Raw genomic sequence first — 16,802 nt, 5'->3', positions numbered from 1 at the left:
GCGATGGATCGAAGTCGATCGTGCAGTACCAATCGCTCTTCCACTTCTATGCCGGGCGTTCCGCGCCCCCTGTGATCTTCCCCCGGTGGCCTGCCGGGCGCCGGAAGGTCAGTAGAAGAGCGACGGCAGAACGTTTGTCCTCTCCGTCCTGTTTCCCTCCGTCTGCCCGGGGCTGACTGCCCGTGCGCAGCCGCGGAGGGCCTCCCACCCGTACGGTCCGCAGCCGTGCGCGCGAAGGAGCCTGCCATGTCGATGCTGCCCTACCTCCGTGCCGCCGTCCGTCCGGCCCTGCGCCGGTCCACCCCCGCGCAACCCGGCTACGACACCACCCGCGACCCGTCCGCCAGCAGCGCGGTGGTCGACTGCGCCGTCTACCGCGACGGGCGGCGCGAGCCGCGCGAGCCGGGCACTGCGTGCCTGACGCCCCGTGAGGCGATCCGCCGGGTCCGCGAGGAGGGCGGCTTCGCCTGGATCGGTCTGCACGAGCCCACCGAGGCCGAGTTCGCCGGGATCGCCGCCACCTTCGGGCTGCACCCGCTCGCCGTGGAGGACGCGGTGCACGCGCACCAGCGGCCGAAGCTGGAGCGCTACGACGACACCCTGTTCACCGTCTTCAAGACGATCCACTACGTCGAGCACACCGAACTGACCGCCACCAGCGAGGTAGTGGAGACCGGCGAGGTGATGTGCTTCACCGGCCCGGACTTCGTCATCACCGTCCGGCACGGCGGCCAGGGCTCCCTCAAGGGCCTGCGCCACCGCCTGCAGGACGACACCGAACTGCTGGCCCGGGGACCCTCGGCGGTGCTGCACTCCCTCGCCGACCACGTCGTCGACGGCTACATCGCGGTCGCGGCGGCGGTGCAGGACGACATCGACGAGGTGGAGAGCGCGGTCTTCGCCGCGCCCGCCAAGGGCAGCGGCCGCGGCGGCGACGCGGGCCGCATCTACCAGCTCAAGCGCGAGGTGCTGGAGTTCAAGCGGGCCGTCTCCCCGCTGCTGCGGCCGATGGAACTGCTCTCCGAGCGCCCGATGCGGCTGGTGGACCCCGGCATCCAGAAGTACTTCCGCGACGTCGCCGACCACCTGGCGCGGGTGCACGAGCAGGTCGTCGGCTTCGACGAGCTGCTGAACTCGATCCTCCAGGCCAGCCTCGCGCAGGCGTCGGTCGCGCAGAACGAGGACATGCGCAAGATCACCTCGTGGGCGGCGATCATCGCGGTCCCGACGATGATCTGCGGCGTGTACGGGATGAACTTCGAGCACATGCCGGAGCTGCACTGGCGCTACGGCTACCCGATGGTGATGACCGCCATCGCCGGGGCCTGTCTCACCATCCACCGCGCCCTGCGCCGCAACGGCTGGCTGTAGCCCCTCACCGGCCGCTGGCTACCCTGTGCGCATGACTCTCAGCGCGCTCGACCTGGCCCTCGTCGAGGAGGCCACCAAGAAGTCCGGGCTCATCTGGGTCCGCGGCTCCGGCGCCGACCGGGCCCTGTGGCACGCCTGGGTGGACGGCGCCGCCCACGTGGTGGGCGACGGTCCCGGTGAGCAGCCGTTCCCCGGGCTCACCGACGGCGGCGGCGCCGAGGTGACCGTGCGCAGCAAGGACAAGGGCGGCCGGCTGGTCGCCTGGACGGCCACGGTACGGGAGCTCGCTCCGGGCGGCGAGGCGTGGCAGGCGGCGGTGGCGGAGCTCAAGGGCAAGCGGCTGAACGCGCCCGACGCCGAGCGGATGACGGAGCGGTGGGCGCGGGAGTGCCGGCTGCTGCGGCTGGAGCCGGCGGCGGTACGGGACTCCCTGCCGGGCGGGTCGCTGGCCGCGCCGCCGCTGCCGTCCCCGGCGATCACGCGCCGCGAGGTCCCGGCCGGGCTGCCGAAGCTGCTGCTCAAGCGGAAGAAGGCGGCCCGCTAGAGGCCCGCGCTGCCCCGGGCGGAGGAGGCTGCCGGGCCGGGCGGAGGCCGCCGGGTGCGGGGCGGACTGCCCGGGCCCGGCGGGGTCAGCCTTCGGTGGGGTCGGAGCCCTGGCCGGAGCTCTTGCTCGGGCCGGGCGTGGCGCCGCCCGCGTCCTTGGTGGTGGGCAGCTGGGAACCGTAATCCACCGTCTGGTCCTGCGCGGGCGCGCTCAGCTGGAAGCTCTGGCCCCACTCCGCGAGTTCCACCCGCCCGGCGCCGCCCGCGCGTTCCATGAGCAGCGGGTACGGGGTCCCCTCCAGGGACACCGAGAGCCGCCCGCCCTTGCCGCCCGCCGCGAGGACCGGCACCACGCGGCCGTGGCCCACCTTGCCGTAGGGGGCCTTGGTGAGCTTGCCGTCGAGGCCGAGGAGCCCGTCGAGCAGGACGTGCATGTCGGTGAAACCGCGGAACTGCTTGTACGTGGGGTCGCTCTGGGGCACCTTGACGAACTTGTCGCCGAGCTTCCCGGCCGAGTCGGACTTCCCCCAGAAGGCGGAGTTGGCCTTCAAGTACAGCTGTTCGCCGATGCGCAGCACCTGGAAGGTGTCCTGCTGGGACTTGACCTCGCCGGAACCGCCGTCGCCCTTGAGGCGCATGTCGAGGGTGAAGGTCTTGCCGCCGGTGACCACCGAGCCCGACAGGTGCACCGAGCTCGCCGCGGTGGCCGCCGCCTTCGCCTTCGCCTCGATCTGGTCGGCGGGCAGCTTGCCGACGCCGTTCGTGCCCTTGTCGGGGTCCTCGCCGCCGCCGCAGCCCGTGACGGTGACGGTGAGACCCGCGCACAGCGCGCCGATGAAGGCGGCCCGGCGCAGGCGCGCGGCGGGGAAGTAGGCGGTCACGTGCGGGTGCCTCCCGGTCGGTCGTCTGGGGCAGCAGGCAGCGTACCCGCCCCTCCCGCGCGGCCCGCGCCCGGTGTGGAAGCCGCCCGTCCGGCCCCGTACGGACGCCGTACGACGGCCCCACCAGGACGCCCTCCCGGGCCACGGGCTAGCCTGAGGCTCGGCAGGACTGTTGATCGACGGTCGGTTCACGTTCTAGGAGGCGCTCGGATGGTTGCTGGCGCCCCGCGGATCTTCGTCTCGCATCTGTCGGGTGTGCCCGTCTTCGACCCCAACGGCGACCAGGTGGGCCGGGTGCGCGACCTCGTCGCCATGCTGCGCGTCGGCGGGCGGCCGCCGCGGCTGCTGGGGCTGGTGGTCGAGGTGGTCAGCCGACGGCGCATCTTCCTGCCCATGACCCGGGTGACCGGCGTGGAGTCCGGGCAGGTCATCACCACCGGAGTCGTCAACATGCGGCGCTTCGAACAGCGCCCCACCGAGCGGCTGATCCTCGGCGAGCTGCTGGACCGCCGCGTGAAGCTGGTGTCGACCGGCGAGGAGGTCACCGTCCTGGACGTGGCCATCCAGCAGCTGCCGGCCCGCCGGGACTGGGAGATCGACCGCATCTTCGTCCGCAAGGGCAAGGGCGGCGCGCTGCGCCGGCGCGGCGAGACCCTGACCGTGGAGTGGTCGGCGGTGACCGGGTTCTCGCTGGAGGAGGAGGGCCAGGGCGCCGAGAACCTGGTGGCCACCTTCGAGCAGATGCGGCCGGCGGACGTGGCGAACGTACTGCACCACCTGACGCCGAAGCGGCGCGCCGAGGTGGCCAGCGCCCTCGACGACGACCGGCTCGCCGACGTCATGGAGGAGCTGCCCGAGGACGAGCAGGTGGAGATCCTCGGCAAGCTCAAGGAGGAGCGGGCGGCCGACGTCCTGGAGGCGATGGACCCGGACGACGCGGCCGACCTGCTGTCCGAACTCCCGGAGGACGACAAGGAGCGGCTGCTGACGCTCATGAAGCCGGACGACGCGGCGGACGTGCGGCGTCTGATGTCGTACGAGGAGCGCACGGCGGGCGGTCTGATGACCACGGAGCCGATCGTGCTGCGCCCGGACGCGACGGTCGCGGACGCGCTGGCCCGGGTCCGGCAGTCGGACCTGTCCCCCGCGCTGGCGGCGCAGGTGTACGTGTGCCGGCCGCCGGACGAGACGCCGACGGGCAAGTACCTGGGGACGGTGCACTTCCAGCGGCTGCTGCGCGATCCGCCGTTCACCCTGATCAGCTCGATCGTGGACACGGACCTGCCGCCGCTGCGGCCGGACGCCTCACTGCCGGTGGTCACCAGCTACCTGGCCGCGTACAACATGGTCGCGGTGCCCGTGGTCGACGAGAGCGGCTCGCTGCTGGGCGCGGTGACCGTGGACGACGTGCTCGACCACCTGCTGCCGGACGACTGGCGGGAGACGGACTTCCACTCCGAGGAGGCCGTACGTGGGCACTGAACGGCGGCGTGACCCGGCGCGCGACCGGCGCCGCGAGCAGACCCGCGTGCGGCGCGAGCTGGCGCGCGAACACGCCCGCGAGTACGCGCGCGAGCAGGGCCTGACGGGGCGGGAGGAAGAGATCGCCGAGCGGATGCGGGCCAAGACGACCGCTTCCGCGACCGGGGCGAGCGCGCTGACCCGCTCACCGCGGGCCCGGCTGGACCAGCCGCGCAGCGACCGGCGGCGGCTGCTGCCGGTGTACGACCCGGAGGCGTTCGGGCGGCTCTCGGAGCGGGTCGCCCGGTTCCTGGGCACGGGCCGCTTCATCGTCTGGATGACGATCGTCATCATCGCCTGGGTGCTGTGGAACGTCTTCGCGCCGGACCACCTGCGCTTCGACAAGTACCCCTTCATCTTCCTGACCCTGATGCTCTCGCTCCAGGCCTCTTACGCGGCCCCGCTGATCCTGCTGGCGCAGAACCGGCAGGACGACCGGGACCGGGTCAACCTGGAGCAGGACCGCAAGCAGAACGAGCGCTCCATCGCCGACACCGAGTACCTGACGCGCGAGATCGCCTCGCTGCGGATGGGCCTGGGCGAGGTCGCGACCCGCGACTGGATCCGCTCGGAGTTCCAGGACCTGATCAAGGAGATGGACGAGCGGCGACTGCTCCCGCCCGAACGTGACGAAGGCGACCGCTGACGGGCTTACCGGCGGCGTGCTACCGAGCCGTACCATCGGGGCATGGCTACCGACACAAGCTCCGCCGCTGCGCCTGGGCAGGACGCGATCCTGGACGCGCTGGCGACGGTGAACGACCCCGAGATCCACAAGCCGATCACCGACCTCGGCATGGTCAAATCGGTGGAGATCGGCGACGGCGGCGCGGTCGCGGTCACGGTGTACCTGACGGTGTCGGGCTGTCCGATGCGCGAGACCATCACCAAGAACGTCACCGAGGCCGTCGAGCGCGTCTCGGGCGTCACCTCCGTCGCCGTCACCCTCGACGTGATGAGCGACGAGCAGCGCAAGGACCTCGCCGCCACCCTGCGCGGCGGCACCGCCGAGCGGGAGGTGCCCTTCGCCAAGCCGGGTTCGCTGACCCGCGTGTACGCGGTCGCGTCCGGCAAGGGCGGCGTCGGCAAGTCCTCCGTCACGGTCAACCTGGCCGCGGCGATGGCGGCGGACGGCCTCAAGGTCGGCGTCGTGGACGCGGACATCTACGGCCACAGCGTGCCGCGCATGCTCGGCGTCGACGGCCGGCCCACCCAGGTCGAGAACATGATCATGCCGCCGTCGGCGCACGGCGTGAAGGTCATCTCCATCGGCATGTTCACCCCGGGCAACGCGCCGGTCGTCTGGCGCGGTCCGATGCTGCACCGGGCGCTCCAGCAGTTCCTCGCGGACGTCTTCTGGGGTGACCTGGACGTCCTGCTGCTGGACCTGCCGCCGGGCACGGGTGACATCGCGATCTCCGTGGCGCAGCTGGTGCCGAACGCCGAGATCCTGGTCGTGACCACCCCGCAGCAGGCCGCGGCCGAGGTCGCCGAGCGGGCCGGCTCGATCGCCGTGCAGACCCACCAGAAGATCGTCGGTGTCGTCGAGAACATGTCGGGCCTGCCCTGCCCGCACTGCGACGAGATGGTCGACGTGTTCGGCTCGGGCGGCGGCCAGAAGGTGGCCGACGGCCTGACCAAGACGGTCGGGGCGAGCGTGCCGGTGCTGGGCAGCATCCCGATCGACGTGCGGCTGCGCGAGGGCGGCGACGACGGCAAGCCGGTCGTGCTGTCCGACCCCGACTCCCCGGCGGGTGCGGCGCTGCGCGCGATCGCCGGGAAGCTGGGCGGGCGCGCGCGCGGCCTGTCGGGCATGTCGCTGGGGATCACGCCGCGCAACAAGTTCTGAGAGCACAGGGCCGTGAGGCCCCAGGGACACGGCACCGCGGACCCGGTCCGCGGTGCCGCTCGTTTCCGCGCGGCTACTCGTACGTGCCGAGGTCGGAGATGGCCGAGAAGCCGAGGCCGTAGGCGCTCATCCCGCGCCCGTACGCGCCCAGGTGCACGCCCGCCCGGGTGGAGCCGGCGAGCACCCAGCCGAATTCCGACTCGCGGTAGTGGAAGGTGGTCGGCTCCCCGTCGACCGGCAGCGACAGCGTCGACCAGTCGGCGCCGTCGAGGTCGTCGGCGAGTTCCCAGGCCGCTTCGGTCTGCTGGTCGAGCCAGTCGTTGCGCAGGGTGTGGTCCATCTGGCCGGGCCAGCTGTACGCGAGCAGGCCCGAGCCGGCCAGCCAGGCGGCGGAGGCGACGGAGGTCGCCTCCAGGACGCCGGTGCCGTCGCCGCTGCGGCGCAGCGGGTTGCTCGCCACGGTGATCACCACCGCGAAGCGTTCCTTCTCGCCGGTGGCGATCTCGCCCCGGGCGGAGGGCTCGTCCCCGTGGCCGGTGGAGCCGTGCTCGACGGTGCCGTCGGCGGCGGCCCCCACCTGCATGAGCCAGCGGGGTCCGGTGAAGGCCTCGTCCAGCCCGTACCAGGGGAAGTCGGCCCTCAGGTAGCCGTCGAGGGCCCGGCGGGCCGTGGCATGGGGCGCGGACTGCTCCTGGGTTCCCGGTGCGGGGGGCCGCTCGGGCTCCGGGGTGGGCTGTGGTGCGGCGGCGGGGGCCTCGGCGGTGGCTTCCGCGGGCTGTGTCCCTACGCGGCTGCTGGTCGTCTCCATCTGGGCGCCTCTCGTTCCGTGGGGTCCGGAACGGCTCTCCCCTCGCTTCGCGGGGGAATCCCCTCCTCGGGTGCCCTGCGTCCGGACAGATGGAGAGGATAGCCATCCGGTCCCGGATCGCCGGGCAGGCCGTCGCCTAGGTCGTGTCCGGGCGACGTCCGAGGCCGGAAAGAACGCCTAGGTGGCGTCGGCGTCGAAGGGCGTGCGCTGTTCGGCCGAGGGAGCGGCGGGCTTCTTGAGCAGGTCCGGACCCGTGCCGGCGGCGGGCGTGGCGGCCGCGGCGGCGGCCGGCCCGGGCTGCACGTCCCTGCCGTTGACGGCGTCCGTGACCTCGTTCAGCTCCTTGCGGAGGTCGAAGCTGCCGCGGATCTCCTTGAGGTCCTCGTTCTCCGCCAGGTGCTTGCGGATGAAGGTCTTGGGATTGAGGTCCTCGAACTCGAAGTCCTTGAACTCCGGGCCCAGTTCGGAGCGGATGTCCTGCTTGGCGCTGTCCGAGAAAGACCGGATCTTGCGGATGACGCCGCTGACGTCCTGGATCACCTTCGGCAGCTTGTCCGGGCCGAAGACGAGGATGGCGAGCACCACGATCGTGACCACTTCGAGTGCGCCTATGTCGTTGAACACCTTGCCGCTCCTCGGCTCTTTCCACGTCCGGCCCCACAACGGTACCCGGCCCCGCCTCGATGCCCCTACGTCAGGAGGCTCCCGATCGCGTCGGGAGGCCCCCGCTCCTGCTTTCAGCCCCGCGCCCCGGCGGACCGGCGGTCATGATCCGGCGGACCGGCGGACCGGCGGTCAGGATCCGGCAGCCGAGCCGAGGACCACTTCCAGCGCGTGTTCCTTGCCGTCGCGCAGCACCGTCAGGCGCAGCGCGTCGCCGGGGCGGTGGGCGCGGATCTTGATGATCAGCTCGTCACCGCCGTGCACGCGCTGTCCGTCCACCTTCGTGATCACGTCGCCCGCCTTGATCCCGGCCCGGGCGCCCGGGCCGTCCGCCACGACCGACGGCTTGCCGTCCTCGCCCTTGGCCCCGACCCGGGCTCCGTCGCCGGTGTACTGCATGTCGAGGGTGACGCCGATGACGGGGTGCGTGGCGTGGCCGGTGCGGATCAGTTCTTCGGCGACCCGCTTGCCCTGGTTGACGGGGATGGCGAAGCCGAGGCCGATGCTGCCGCTCTGGCGGGCGCCCTCGTCCCCGTCCTTCGCCTTGTCCGCGCCGCGGATGGCGCTGTTGATGCCGATCACGTGGGCCTGGGAGTCCAGGAGCGGGCCGCCGGAGTTGCCGGGGTTGATGGGGGCGTCGGTCTGGAGGGCGTCGACGTAGCTGATGTCGCTGCCGTCGCCCTTGTCCCCGCCGGCCGTGATGGGGCGGCCGGTGGCGCTGATGATGCCGGCGGTGACCGTGTTGGAGAGGTCGAACGGCGCGCCGATGGCCACCACCGGATCACCGACCTGCACGTTCTCGGAGTTCCCGAGGGCCAGCGGGCGCAGCCCCCGTACTCCGTTGACCTTCACCACGGCCAGGTCGTAGCCGCCGTCGCGGCCCACCAGTTCGGCGGGAACGCTGTCACCCGTACTGAAAGTGACCGTTATGTCCTTGGCGTCGGCGACGACGTGGTTGTTGGTGAGGATGTGGCCCTCGCCGTCGAGTACGAAGCCGGTACCGGTACTGCCGCCGCTGCCGCTGCTGACGTGGAGGGTGACCACGCCGGGCAGGGCGGTGGCCGCGATCCCGGCCACGCTCTCGGGGGCGCGGCCCTTGTGGTCGGCGGCGGCCTGCGGGAGTTCGAGGCGGGCGTTGCCCCGGCGTTCGGTGAGGACGCCGACGTAGCCGCCGATGCCCCCGGCGAGGAGCGCGGTGATGACACCGGCGGCCACGAGCTGCCACATCCGCGGCCCGGGGCGGGGCGCCCGGCCCGGGTCGGCCACCTGCAAGGGGACGACGGCCCACGGGTCGTAGCGGGGCTCCGCGGCCGGTACGGGCACCTGCCCCGACTCGGCCGCCGGTACGGGCACCTGCCCCGCCGCGCGCGGCGCCGGCACGTCCGCCGGGCTCGCGGGACGGCTCCACCAGCGGGGCGCCGCCGGAACCGGATCGGTGTGCTGGCTGTCGGACATGGGCGCTCCCCCGCGGCTGGCGGACTTCCACAAGCTGTCGCACCGCCGGGCGGCGCCACTGGCGCCGATTCAATCAGGTCCGCCCCCGGCCCGGGGCCTGCGGCCCCGGCGTCAGTGCGCCAGGGAGACCACCGGCCGGGCCGAGACCGGCGCGGAGGGGCTCAACACCCCCCTGGGCGCGAAGGTGGGCAGCACGCCCGGGCTCGGGAGCCGGTCGCGGACCACCGCGTCGGTCAGCGGCAGGTAGGGCTCGGGCCGCGCGGCGGGAGCCTCGCCCCGCGAGCCGCCCGGCTCGACGGAGTCCAGCGGCAGGGCGCCGCCCAGGGCGAGCGCGGCGAGCGAGACCGCACCGGCCGCGACGAACGCGAACCGGCGTCTGGGGCGGCCCGGCTCGTGGGCACGGCCGACCTCATGGATACGGAGCGCTTCGCGCGGCGCGGCCGGAGCCACGTACCCGAAGGCGGCCGTGGGGGCGCCGCCGCCCGGCGCCCCGGAGGAAGGACCCGCGGGATCGCCACCCGGCAGGCCCTGCAGCCGGGCGAGCAGCCCCGCGGACAGCGGCGGCGGCGCGCTCTCCACGAACATGGTCTTGAGCCGGCGCTGGGCGTCGGCTTCGGCCTTGCACTTGGGGCAGGTCGCCAGATGCGCGAGCACCCGCTCGCGCGCGTCATGGCTCAGCTCCCCGTCGACCAGGGCGGCGAGACGGTCGCCCAGGTGCTGTTCGGCGGGGGAAGGTCGGGCTCCGCTCACTCGGTTCCGCCCTCTCCTCCGGCGCCGGGGGCGCCCACCGCCGCCCCTGCCAGCGCGCGCTGCTCCGCGCGGGCCTCGGGAGACCGGTGCTTGAGCGCCTTGCGCAGGTGCGAGCGGCCTCGGTGGATACGGCTGCGCACGGTGCCGAGCTTCACGCCGAGCGTCGCGGCGATCTCCTCGTACGACAGGCCCTCGATGTCACAGAGCACGACGGCCGCGCGGAACTCGGGCGCGAGGGTGTCCAGCGCCTGCTGCACGTCCGCGTCGAAGTGGGTGTCGTGGAGCACCTGCTGGGGGGACGGCTCGCGGCTGGGGAGCCGCTCGGCGGCGTCGTCGGCGAGCGCGTCGAACCGGATCCGCTGCTTGCGGCGGACCATGTCCAGGAAGAGGTTGGTGGTGATGCGGTGCAGCCAGCCCTCGAAGGTGCCGGGCGTGTACGTGGACAGCGAGCGGAAGACGCGGACGAAGACCTCCTGCGTCAGGTCCTCGGCGTCGTGCTGGTTGCCCGTCAGGCGGTAGGCGAGGCGGTAGACCCGCGCGCTGTGCGTGCTGACGATCTCCTCCCAGGAGGGAGGCGTCCACGCCTGCGATCCCGCTTCGGCGGCAAAGGTCGCGGTGGTTGCGGGGTCGGCGGTGTGGAAGCGGTCAGCAGTCTCGGTCACGGATTTCGGCTCACCTGCCGACCAGAAGAGACGTCGGAATACGCCTCCACGATCCGTAGGCGCAGCCGCACCTCCCCTATCGGCTCTGGTGGTGTCCAGTGGAGCCCCTACCATAGCCACCCCTCCCGTCAGCTCCGGATAAGCATTTTTGCAGTAACTTTGCACGAGTCTTATGGGTCCGCGGGCTCCCCGACTGCCGATCTGCCCTCCGCCGTCCCCTCTATCCCGCATGCGTCCCGCGTCTACCTCTCCCAACGCCCGGTCCCATCTGCGGGTTCCCGACGTCAACGGATACAGTCACCGTTGCGCCAACTATGGGGACAGGAGAGGGTCATTAGCGGCAACCGGCAGACGAGCTGGGCGTTCGCCGACGCGTTTGTCGCCGAGGACGACGCTCTGCGATGGGCCCGCGACCGGTCCAGGGAAGCGGGGCTGCGCTCCGTCTCCCCGGGCACCGGGGCCGCGCTGCGCCTGCTGGCCGCGACCGCCGACGCCAAGGCGGTGGCGGAGATCGGCACCGGGACCGGGGTCTCCGGCATCCACCTCCTGTACGGGATGCGCCCGGACGGGGTGCTGACCACCGTCGACCCGGAGCCGGACCGGCAGGCGTTCGCCCGCCAGGCCTTCCGCGCCGCCGGCTTCGCGGGCAACCGGGCCCGCTTCATCCCCGGCCGCGCCCTGGACGTACTGCCGCGGCTCGCCGACGGCGGCTACGACCTCGTCTTCTGCGACGGCGACCCCACCGAGTCCCTCGACTACCTCGCCGAATCGTTGCGGCTGCTGCGGCCGGGCGGTCTAGTGTGCTTCGAAGGCGTCTTCTCCGACGGCCGTACCGTCGACTCCGCCGCCCAACCGGTGGAGGTGCTCCGGGTCCGCGAGCTGCTGCGCAGCGTGCGCGAGAGCCCGGCCCTGGAGGCCGCGCTGCTCCCGGTGGGTGACGGCCTGCTGTGCGCGGTCCGCCGCTGACCCGGCGGCCCGGCAGGAGGTACGACGCCGCCCCGGCCGCGCGAGGCGGCCGGGGCGGCGTGGAGTTTCGCAGGCGAAGTGCCTGTCAGCGTCCTCGGAGGATCAGCCGACGACCTTCTTCAGGGCGTCACCCAGGGCGTCCGCCTCGTCCGGAGTCAGCTCGACGACGAGCCGACCGCCGCCCTCGAGCGGTACGCGCATGACGATGCCTCGCCCCTCCTTGGTGACCTCGAGCGGGCCGTCGCCCGTCCGCGGCTTCATGGCCGCCATGCTCGTTCCCCTTCCTGAAACCAGCTCATCGTCGCCGACGGCCCCATTCAGGCGCCTAGTACCCGGCATCGAACACATTGCTTCCCAGCCATTATCCCGCATGTCAGGACCCGATGACCAACATCGGCGGGGAACGCTTGTGCAACGCGCTTGACCAAAACCACTCATTTCGGGGATCCGCCTGCGATACTTCGCCGCTGCGCCCGGCGGGCGGCCCCCTCTTTCTTTGACGCACATCACATGCCCGGTGCGCGCCCCGTCCGCCATGCTGGCCCTTGCACCGGCCGGTACCGGCCGGTAGCCAAGCCCGCGACGAAGGGGGACCCCCGCCATGGCCGACAGCGTGCTCTACGAAGTGACCGACGGACTCGCCACCATCACGATCAACCGTCCCGACGCGATGAACGCCATGAACACGGAGGCCAAGGTCGCCCTGCGCGACGCGGTCCAGGCCGCCGGGGCCGATCCGCAGGTGCGGGCGGTCCTGCTCACGGCGGCCGGGAGCCGGGCCTTCTGCGTCGGCCAGGACCTCAAGGAGCACATCGGCAACCTCGCGGCCGACCGAGAGAGCGGCTCCTCGCTGACGATGAGCACGGTCGCCGAGCACTACAACCCGATCGTGCGGGCCCTGACGGAGATGCCGAAGCCCGTGGTGGCGGGCGTGAACGGGGTAGCGGCGGGGGCCGGCTTCGGTTTCGCGCTCGCGGCGGACTTCCGGGTCGTCGCCGACACGGCCTCCTTCAACACCTCGTTCGCCGGGGTGGCGCTGACCGCCGACTCGGGCGTCTCCTGGACCCTGCCGCGGCTGATCGGCGCCTCCCGCGCCTCGGACCTCCTGCTGTTCCCGCGCTCGGTCAAGGCGCAGGAGGCGTACGAGCTCGGCATCGCGAACCGCGTCGTCCCGTCGGACGCGCTCGCCGCCGAGGCCGAGTCGGTGGCCCGGACCCTCGCCTCGGGCCCGACCGTGGCCTACGCGGCCCTCAAGGAGTCCCTCGCGTACGGGGCGTCCCACTCGCTGCCCGAGGCCCTGGCCCACGAGGACGTGCTCCAGACCCGCGCGGGCGCCTCCGCGGACCACGGCATCGCGGTCGAGGCGTTCCTGGCGAAGCAGCCGCCGAAGTACCTGGGCCGCTGACGGGCGCGTCCGGGCGGCCGCCGAGGGCCGCCCGGACGGTCAGGTCAGGTGAGGTCAGGTCAGGTCGGATCAGGTCCGGGCAGGTCAGGTCCGGTGCCGGAAACCGCAGGCCGCGAGGTGGTCGTCGACCAGGCCGCAGGCCTGCATCAGGGCGTACGCCGTCGTCGGCCCGACGAAGCGGATGCCGGCCTTCTTGAGCGCCTTGGCGAGCGCCGTGGACTGCGCCGTCACCGCCGGGACGTCGGAGAGCGTCTCGGGGGCCTTGCCCGGCTCGGGGGCGTGCGACCAGATCAGCGCGTCCAGCTCGCCCGGCTCCCACTGGGCGAGCACCTTCGCGTTCGCCAGCGTCGCCTCGATCTTCATCCGGTTGCGGATGATGCCCGCGTCCAGCATCAGCCGCTCCGCGTCGCTCTCGTCGAAGCGCGCGACCGCATCGATCGCGAAGTCCGCGAACGCCTTGCGGAAGCCCTCGCGCCTCCGCAGGATCGTGATCCACGACAGCCCCGACTGGAACGCCTCCAGGCACAGCCGCTCGTACAGCGCGTCGTCCCCGTGGACCGGGCGGCCCCACTCCGTGTCGTGGTAGGCGACGTAGTCCTGCGTCGACAGCGCCCACGGGCAGCGCAGGATCCCGTCCGGGCCGGCCATCGCCGGGGCGCCGCTCACCGGTCCTCCTTCGTGAGGTCGACGCGGCCGTGGGCCGAGACGGCGGCGGTCAGTTCCGCGATCCGCGCGTCCCGCTCGGCCAGCTCGGCCGCCAGCCGGTCCAGTACGTCGTCCACCTCGGCCATCCGGTAGCCGCGCGGCGCGACCGGCAGGCGCAGCGCGTCGATGTCGGCCCGTACCACCGGCCGGGATTCCGGCAGGGAGTCCGCCACCCGGTCCGGCTCCGCCTCGGGCAGCACGGCCTGCGAACCTCCGCCGACCACCGCGAGGGTGACCGCGGCCACGACCACGACCAGCGCGATCAGCAAGAACCAGAACACGATCAACTCCCCTGAGAGACTCCGGCCACCAGGTTAAGGTCGCAGACGAGGCGCGAGGGCCGCCGAAGGAGGAAAGAGCAGGATGCTGCGACTGGGCAGGCGCGAGTTCGACACGCACGAGCCGGTGATCATGGCCATTGTGAACCGGACCCCGGACTCCTTCTACGACCAGGGCGCGACGTTCCACGACGAGCCCGCGCTGGAGCGGGTCGGGCAGGCGGTGGCCGAGGGCGCCGCGATCATCGACATCGGCGGGGTCAAGGCGGGCCCCGGCGAACACGTCGACGCGGCCGAGGAGGCCCGTCGTACGGTCGGCTTCGTGGCCGAGGTGCGCCGCCGCCACCCCGACGTGGTGATCAGTGTGGACACCTGGCGCCACGAGGTCGGCGAAGCGGTGTGCGAGGCCGGCGCCGACGTCCTGAACGACGCGTGGGGCGGGGTCGACCCCAAGCTGGCGGAGGTCGCCGCCCGTTACGGCGCCGGGCTGGTCTGCACCCACGCGGGCGGGATCGAGCCGCGTACCCGGCCGCATCGGATCGCGTACGAGGACGTGATGGCGGACGTCCTGCGGGTCACGGTCGGCCTGGCCGACCGGGCCGTCGCGCTCGGGGTGCGCCGCGACGCCATCATGATCGACCCGGGGCACGACTTCGGGAAGAACACCCGCCACTCCCTGGAAGCCACCCGGCGGCTCGGCGAGATGACCGCTACGGGCTGGCCGGTGCTGGTGTCGCTGTCCAACAAGGACTTCGTCGGCGAGACCCTCGACAAGCCGGTCAAGGAACGCCTGCTCGGCACCCTCGCCACCACGGCCGTCTCGGCCTGGCTCGGCGCGCAGGTCTACCGCGTGCACGAGGTCGCCGAGACCCGGCAGGTCCTCGACATGGTGGCGTCCATCCAGGGCCACCGGCCCCCGGCGGTCGCCCGCCGGGGGCTCGCCTGACCGGACACCCGGCCGGCCGGGCCCCGGCAGGGCGCTGCTAGTCGCCCGCCTCCCGGGCGGCCTCTTCGGTCGCGGCGCGGGCGGCGCGTTCGTTCGTACCCTCGCCGACCTCCTTGCTGACCAGCGTCACGGCCTCCTCCACGTCGTCCGTCACGTGGAAGAGGCACAGGTCGTACTCGGACGCCTTGCCCTGCGCGATGACGGTGTTGCGGAGCCAGTCGACCAGCCCGCCCCAGTACTCCGTGCCGAAGAGCACGATCGGGAAGCGGGTGATCTTCTGGGTCTGGACCAGGGTCAGGGCCTCGAACATCTCGTCCAGCGTGCCGAGCCCGCCCGGCAGCACCACGAAGCCCTGGCTGTACTTCACGAACATCGTCTTGCGGACGAAGAAGTACCGGAAGTTCAGCCCCAGGTCGACGTGCTGGTTCAGCCCCTGCTCGAAGGGCAGCTCGATGCCGAGCCCCACCGAGATGCCGCCCGCCTCCCGGGCGCCCTTGTTGGCCGCCTCCATCGCGCCCGGGCCACCGCCCGTGATGACGGCGAAGCCGGCGTCGACGAGCGCGTGCCCGATCCGTACGCCCGCCTCGTACTCCGGCGAGTCCTCGGGGGTACGGGCCGATCCGAACACGCTGATCGCCGGCGGCAGCTCCGCCAGCGTGCCGAACCCCTCGATGAACTCCGACTGGATGCGCAGGACCCGCCAGGGATCGGTGTGCACCCACTCGGAGGGCCCGGCGGAGTCCAGCAGCCGCTGGTCCGTCGTACTGCCCGCCTGCACCTGGCTCCGCCTGCGCAGCACCGGCCCGAGCTGCTGCTCCTCGGGCCGGCGAGCGGAACGTTCGGGGTTGCCCATGATGTGCTCCCTCCAGCTGATCGTCCGATCAGGTTAGGCGCAGGAAGGTGACGGCAAGCGGAATTCAGGAGGTCAGCCAGGCGCGGAGTCGCTCCTCGCAGTGCAGGATCGCCTTCGTCTCGACCCGTTCGTCGACCTTGTGCGCCAGCAGCGCGTCGCCCGGGCCGTAGTTGACCGCCGGGACGCCCAGCGCGCTGAACCGGGCCACGTCCGTCCAGCCGAACTTGGGCATGGCGCGTCCGCCGACCGCCTCCATGAAGGCCGCGGCCGCCGGATGGGACAGGCCCGGGAGGGCTCCGCCGGAGAAGTCGTCGACCACGAACTCGGCGATGTCGCAGCCTTCGAAGACCTCCTTCACGTGTGCCAGCGCCTCTTCCTCGCTCCGGTCCGGGGCGTAGCGGAAGTTGACCGTCACCGTGCAGGAGTCCGGGATGACGTTGTTGGCGACGCCGCCCTCGATGCGCACCGCGTTGAGGCCCTCGTGGTACTCCAGTCCGTCGATGACCGGCCTGCGGGCCTCGTACGCCGCGAGCCGCACGAGGATGGGGGCGGCGCCGTGGATGGCGTTGGAGCCCATCCAGCTGCGCGCGGAGTGGGCGCGCTCACCGGCAGTGCGCAGCAGCACGCGCAGGGTGCCCTGGCAGCCGCCCTCGACCTCGGCGTTCGACGGCTCCAGCAGGACCGCGAAGTCGCCCCGCAGCCAGTCGGGGTGGGCCTCGGCGACCTTGCCCAGCCCGTTGAGGTCGGCGGCGACCTCCTCCTGGTCGTAGAACACGAAGGTGAGGTCCCGGTTGGGCCGGGGCACCGTCGCGGCGATGCGCAGCTGCACGGCGACGCCGGACTTCATGTCCGTGGTGCCGCAGCCCCACAGGACGTCGTTCTCGTCCAGGCGGGAGGGCACGTTGTCGGCGATCGGGACCGTGTCGAGATGGCCGGCGAGCACGACGCGCTCGGCGCGGCCGAGGTTCGTACGGGCCACGACGTTGTTCCCGAAGCGGTCGACCGTCAGGTGCGGCAGGCCGCGCAGCGCGTGCTCCACGAGGTCGGCGAGGACCTTCTCGTCGCCGCTCACGGAAGGGATGTCGACGAGCCGGGCGGTCAGCTCGGCAGCGTCCAGGGTGAGGTCCAGCTCGGATTCGGACATGA

18 protein-coding genes and 1 pseudogene are annotated in these 16,802 nt (G+C 72.4%); 8 read left to right on the top strand and 11 right to left on the bottom strand.

Features of this window, described 5'->3' with window-relative positions; genetic code table 11:
• The first annotated feature begins 246 nt into the window (after positions 1 to 246).
• Positions 247 to 1,371 (top strand): magnesium and cobalt transport protein CorA, encoded by a 1,125-nt coding sequence (locus tag OHA81_RS20690; RefSeq protein ID WP_329198037.1) that lies wholly within the window; start codon positions 247 to 249, stop codon positions 1,369 to 1,371.
• Between the two features lie 31 nt (positions 1,372 to 1,402).
• Positions 1,403 to 1,915, top strand: coding sequence for a hypothetical protein (locus OHA81_RS20685; RefSeq protein WP_329198035.1), 513 nt, complete (start codon positions 1,403 to 1,405; stop codon positions 1,913 to 1,915).
• 85 nt (positions 1,916 to 2,000) lie between these two features.
• Here OHA81_RS20685 and OHA81_RS20680 read toward each other — a convergent pair whose 3' ends face one another.
• Positions 2,001 to 2,795 (bottom strand): hypothetical protein, encoded by a 795-nt coding sequence (locus tag OHA81_RS20680; RefSeq protein ID WP_329198033.1) that lies wholly within the window; start codon positions 2,793 to 2,795, stop codon positions 2,001 to 2,003.
• Positions 2,796 to 3,005: 210 nt separating this feature from the next.
• Here OHA81_RS20680 and OHA81_RS20675 point away from each other — a divergent pair, with 210 nt between their 5' ends.
• The 3 genes from OHA81_RS20675 to OHA81_RS20665 all read left to right on the top strand — a co-directional run bounded on the left by OHA81_RS20675 (position 3,006) and on the right by OHA81_RS20665 (position 6,165).
• On the top strand, positions 3,006 to 4,277 hold the full coding sequence (locus OHA81_RS20675; protein WP_329198031.1) for a magnesium transporter MgtE N-terminal domain-containing protein: 1,272 nt from the start codon (positions 3,006 to 3,008) through the stop codon (positions 4,275 to 4,277).
• 121 nt (positions 4,278 to 4,398) lie between these two features.
• Positions 4,399 to 4,962, top strand: a complete 564-nt coding sequence (locus OHA81_RS20670; protein ID WP_329202429.1) for a DUF1003 domain-containing protein — start codon at positions 4,399 to 4,401, stop codon at positions 4,960 to 4,962.
• 42 nt (positions 4,963 to 5,004) lie between these two features.
• Positions 5,005 to 6,165, top strand: coding sequence for an Mrp/NBP35 family ATP-binding protein (locus tag OHA81_RS20665; protein WP_329198030.1), 1,161 nt, complete (start codon positions 5,005 to 5,007; stop codon positions 6,163 to 6,165).
• 73 nt (positions 6,166 to 6,238) lie between these two features.
• On the opposite strand, the gene OHA81_RS20660 is transcribed toward OHA81_RS20665, so the two are convergent.
• The 5 genes from OHA81_RS20660 to sigE all read right to left on the bottom strand — a co-directional run bounded on the left by OHA81_RS20660 (position 6,239) and on the right by sigE (position 10,617).
• Positions 6,239 to 6,973: a hypothetical protein gene (locus OHA81_RS20660; RefSeq protein WP_329198028.1), complete on the bottom strand. Its 735-nt coding sequence runs from the start codon at positions 6,971 to 6,973 to the stop codon at positions 6,239 to 6,241.
• A gap of 177 nt (positions 6,974 to 7,150) precedes the next feature.
• A complete protein-coding gene (locus tag OHA81_RS20655) occupies positions 7,151 to 7,597 on the bottom strand; it encodes a sec-independent translocase (protein WP_329198026.1) in 447 nt (148 codons plus the stop codon).
• 171 nt (positions 7,598 to 7,768) lie between these two features.
• Positions 7,769 to 9,091, bottom strand: a complete 1,323-nt coding sequence (locus OHA81_RS20650) for a S1C family serine protease (RefSeq protein WP_329198024.1) — start codon at positions 9,089 to 9,091, stop codon at positions 7,769 to 7,771.
• A 111-nt stretch (positions 9,092 to 9,202) separates the two neighbouring features.
• Positions 9,203 to 9,841, bottom strand: a complete 639-nt coding sequence (locus tag OHA81_RS20645) for an anti-sigma factor family protein (protein WP_443056598.1) — start codon at positions 9,839 to 9,841, stop codon at positions 9,203 to 9,205.
• Complete coding sequence (gene sigE, locus OHA81_RS20640; RefSeq protein ID WP_329198022.1) at positions 9,838 to 10,617, bottom strand: RNA polymerase sigma factor SigE; 780 nt, start codon at positions 10,615 to 10,617, stop codon at positions 9,838 to 9,840. Before sigE ends, OHA81_RS20645 begins: the two co-directional genes overlap by 4 nt.
• Before the next feature lie 189 nt (positions 10,618 to 10,806).
• Between sigE and OHA81_RS20635 the strand changes: the two genes are divergently transcribed.
• Positions 10,807 to 11,469 (top strand): O-methyltransferase, encoded by a 663-nt coding sequence (locus tag OHA81_RS20635; RefSeq protein ID WP_329198019.1) that lies wholly within the window; start codon positions 10,807 to 10,809, stop codon positions 11,467 to 11,469.
• A 102-nt stretch (positions 11,470 to 11,571) separates the two neighbouring features.
• Here OHA81_RS20635 and OHA81_RS20630 read toward each other — a convergent pair whose 3' ends face one another.
• On the bottom strand, positions 11,572 to 11,739 hold the full coding sequence (locus tag OHA81_RS20630) for a DUF3117 domain-containing protein (RefSeq protein ID WP_003966491.1): 168 nt from the start codon (positions 11,737 to 11,739) through the stop codon (positions 11,572 to 11,574).
• Between the two features lie 331 nt (positions 11,740 to 12,070).
• Between OHA81_RS20630 and OHA81_RS20625 the strand changes: the two genes are divergently transcribed.
• Entirely contained in the window at positions 12,071 to 12,874 is an 804-nt protein-coding gene (locus OHA81_RS20625; RefSeq protein WP_329198017.1) for an enoyl-CoA hydratase/isomerase family protein, read from the top strand.
• Between the two features lie 84 nt (positions 12,875 to 12,958).
• On the opposite strand, the gene OHA81_RS20620 is transcribed toward OHA81_RS20625, so the two are convergent.
• Both OHA81_RS20620 and OHA81_RS20615 read right to left on the bottom strand, forming a co-directional pair.
• The gene (locus tag OHA81_RS20620; RefSeq protein ID WP_443056782.1) at positions 12,959 to 13,522 is read right to left on the bottom strand and encodes a DNA-3-methyladenine glycosylase I; all 564 of its coding nucleotides are present in this window, start codon (positions 13,520 to 13,522) and stop codon (positions 12,959 to 12,961) included.
• Between the two features lie 14 nt (positions 13,523 to 13,536).
• Positions 13,537 to 13,860, bottom strand: coding sequence for a DivIVA domain-containing protein (locus OHA81_RS20615; RefSeq protein ID WP_399273549.1), 324 nt, complete (start codon positions 13,858 to 13,860; stop codon positions 13,537 to 13,539).
• A gap of 82 nt (positions 13,861 to 13,942) precedes the next feature.
• On the opposite strand from OHA81_RS20615, the gene folP reads away from it, so the two are divergent.
• Positions 13,943 to 14,803 carry a dihydropteroate synthase gene (gene folP / locus OHA81_RS20610; RefSeq protein WP_329198013.1) on the top strand — a complete coding sequence of 287 codons (861 nt, stop codon included), beginning with the start codon at positions 13,943 to 13,945 and terminating at the stop codon, positions 14,801 to 14,803.
• 103 nt (positions 14,804 to 14,906) lie between these two features.
• Here the strand turns inward: folP and OHA81_RS20605 are convergent.
• Positions 14,907 to 15,656 (bottom strand): annotated as a pseudogene (locus OHA81_RS20605) (TIGR00730 family Rossman fold protein); the annotation flags it as partial.
• 64 nt (positions 15,657 to 15,720) lie between these two features.
• Complete coding sequence (gene dapE, locus OHA81_RS20600; RefSeq protein ID WP_329198009.1) at positions 15,721 to 16,800, bottom strand: succinyl-diaminopimelate desuccinylase; 1,080 nt, start codon at positions 16,798 to 16,800, stop codon at positions 15,721 to 15,723.
• Positions 16,801 to 16,802 lie beyond the last annotated feature (2 nt).

Source organism: Streptomyces sp. NBC_00667, assembly GCF_036226825.1.
In the GTDB taxonomy this organism is placed as follows: Bacteria; Actinomycetota; Actinomycetes; order Streptomycetales; family Streptomycetaceae; genus Streptomyces.
This window is presented reverse-complemented; position numbering and strand designations above follow the sequence as displayed.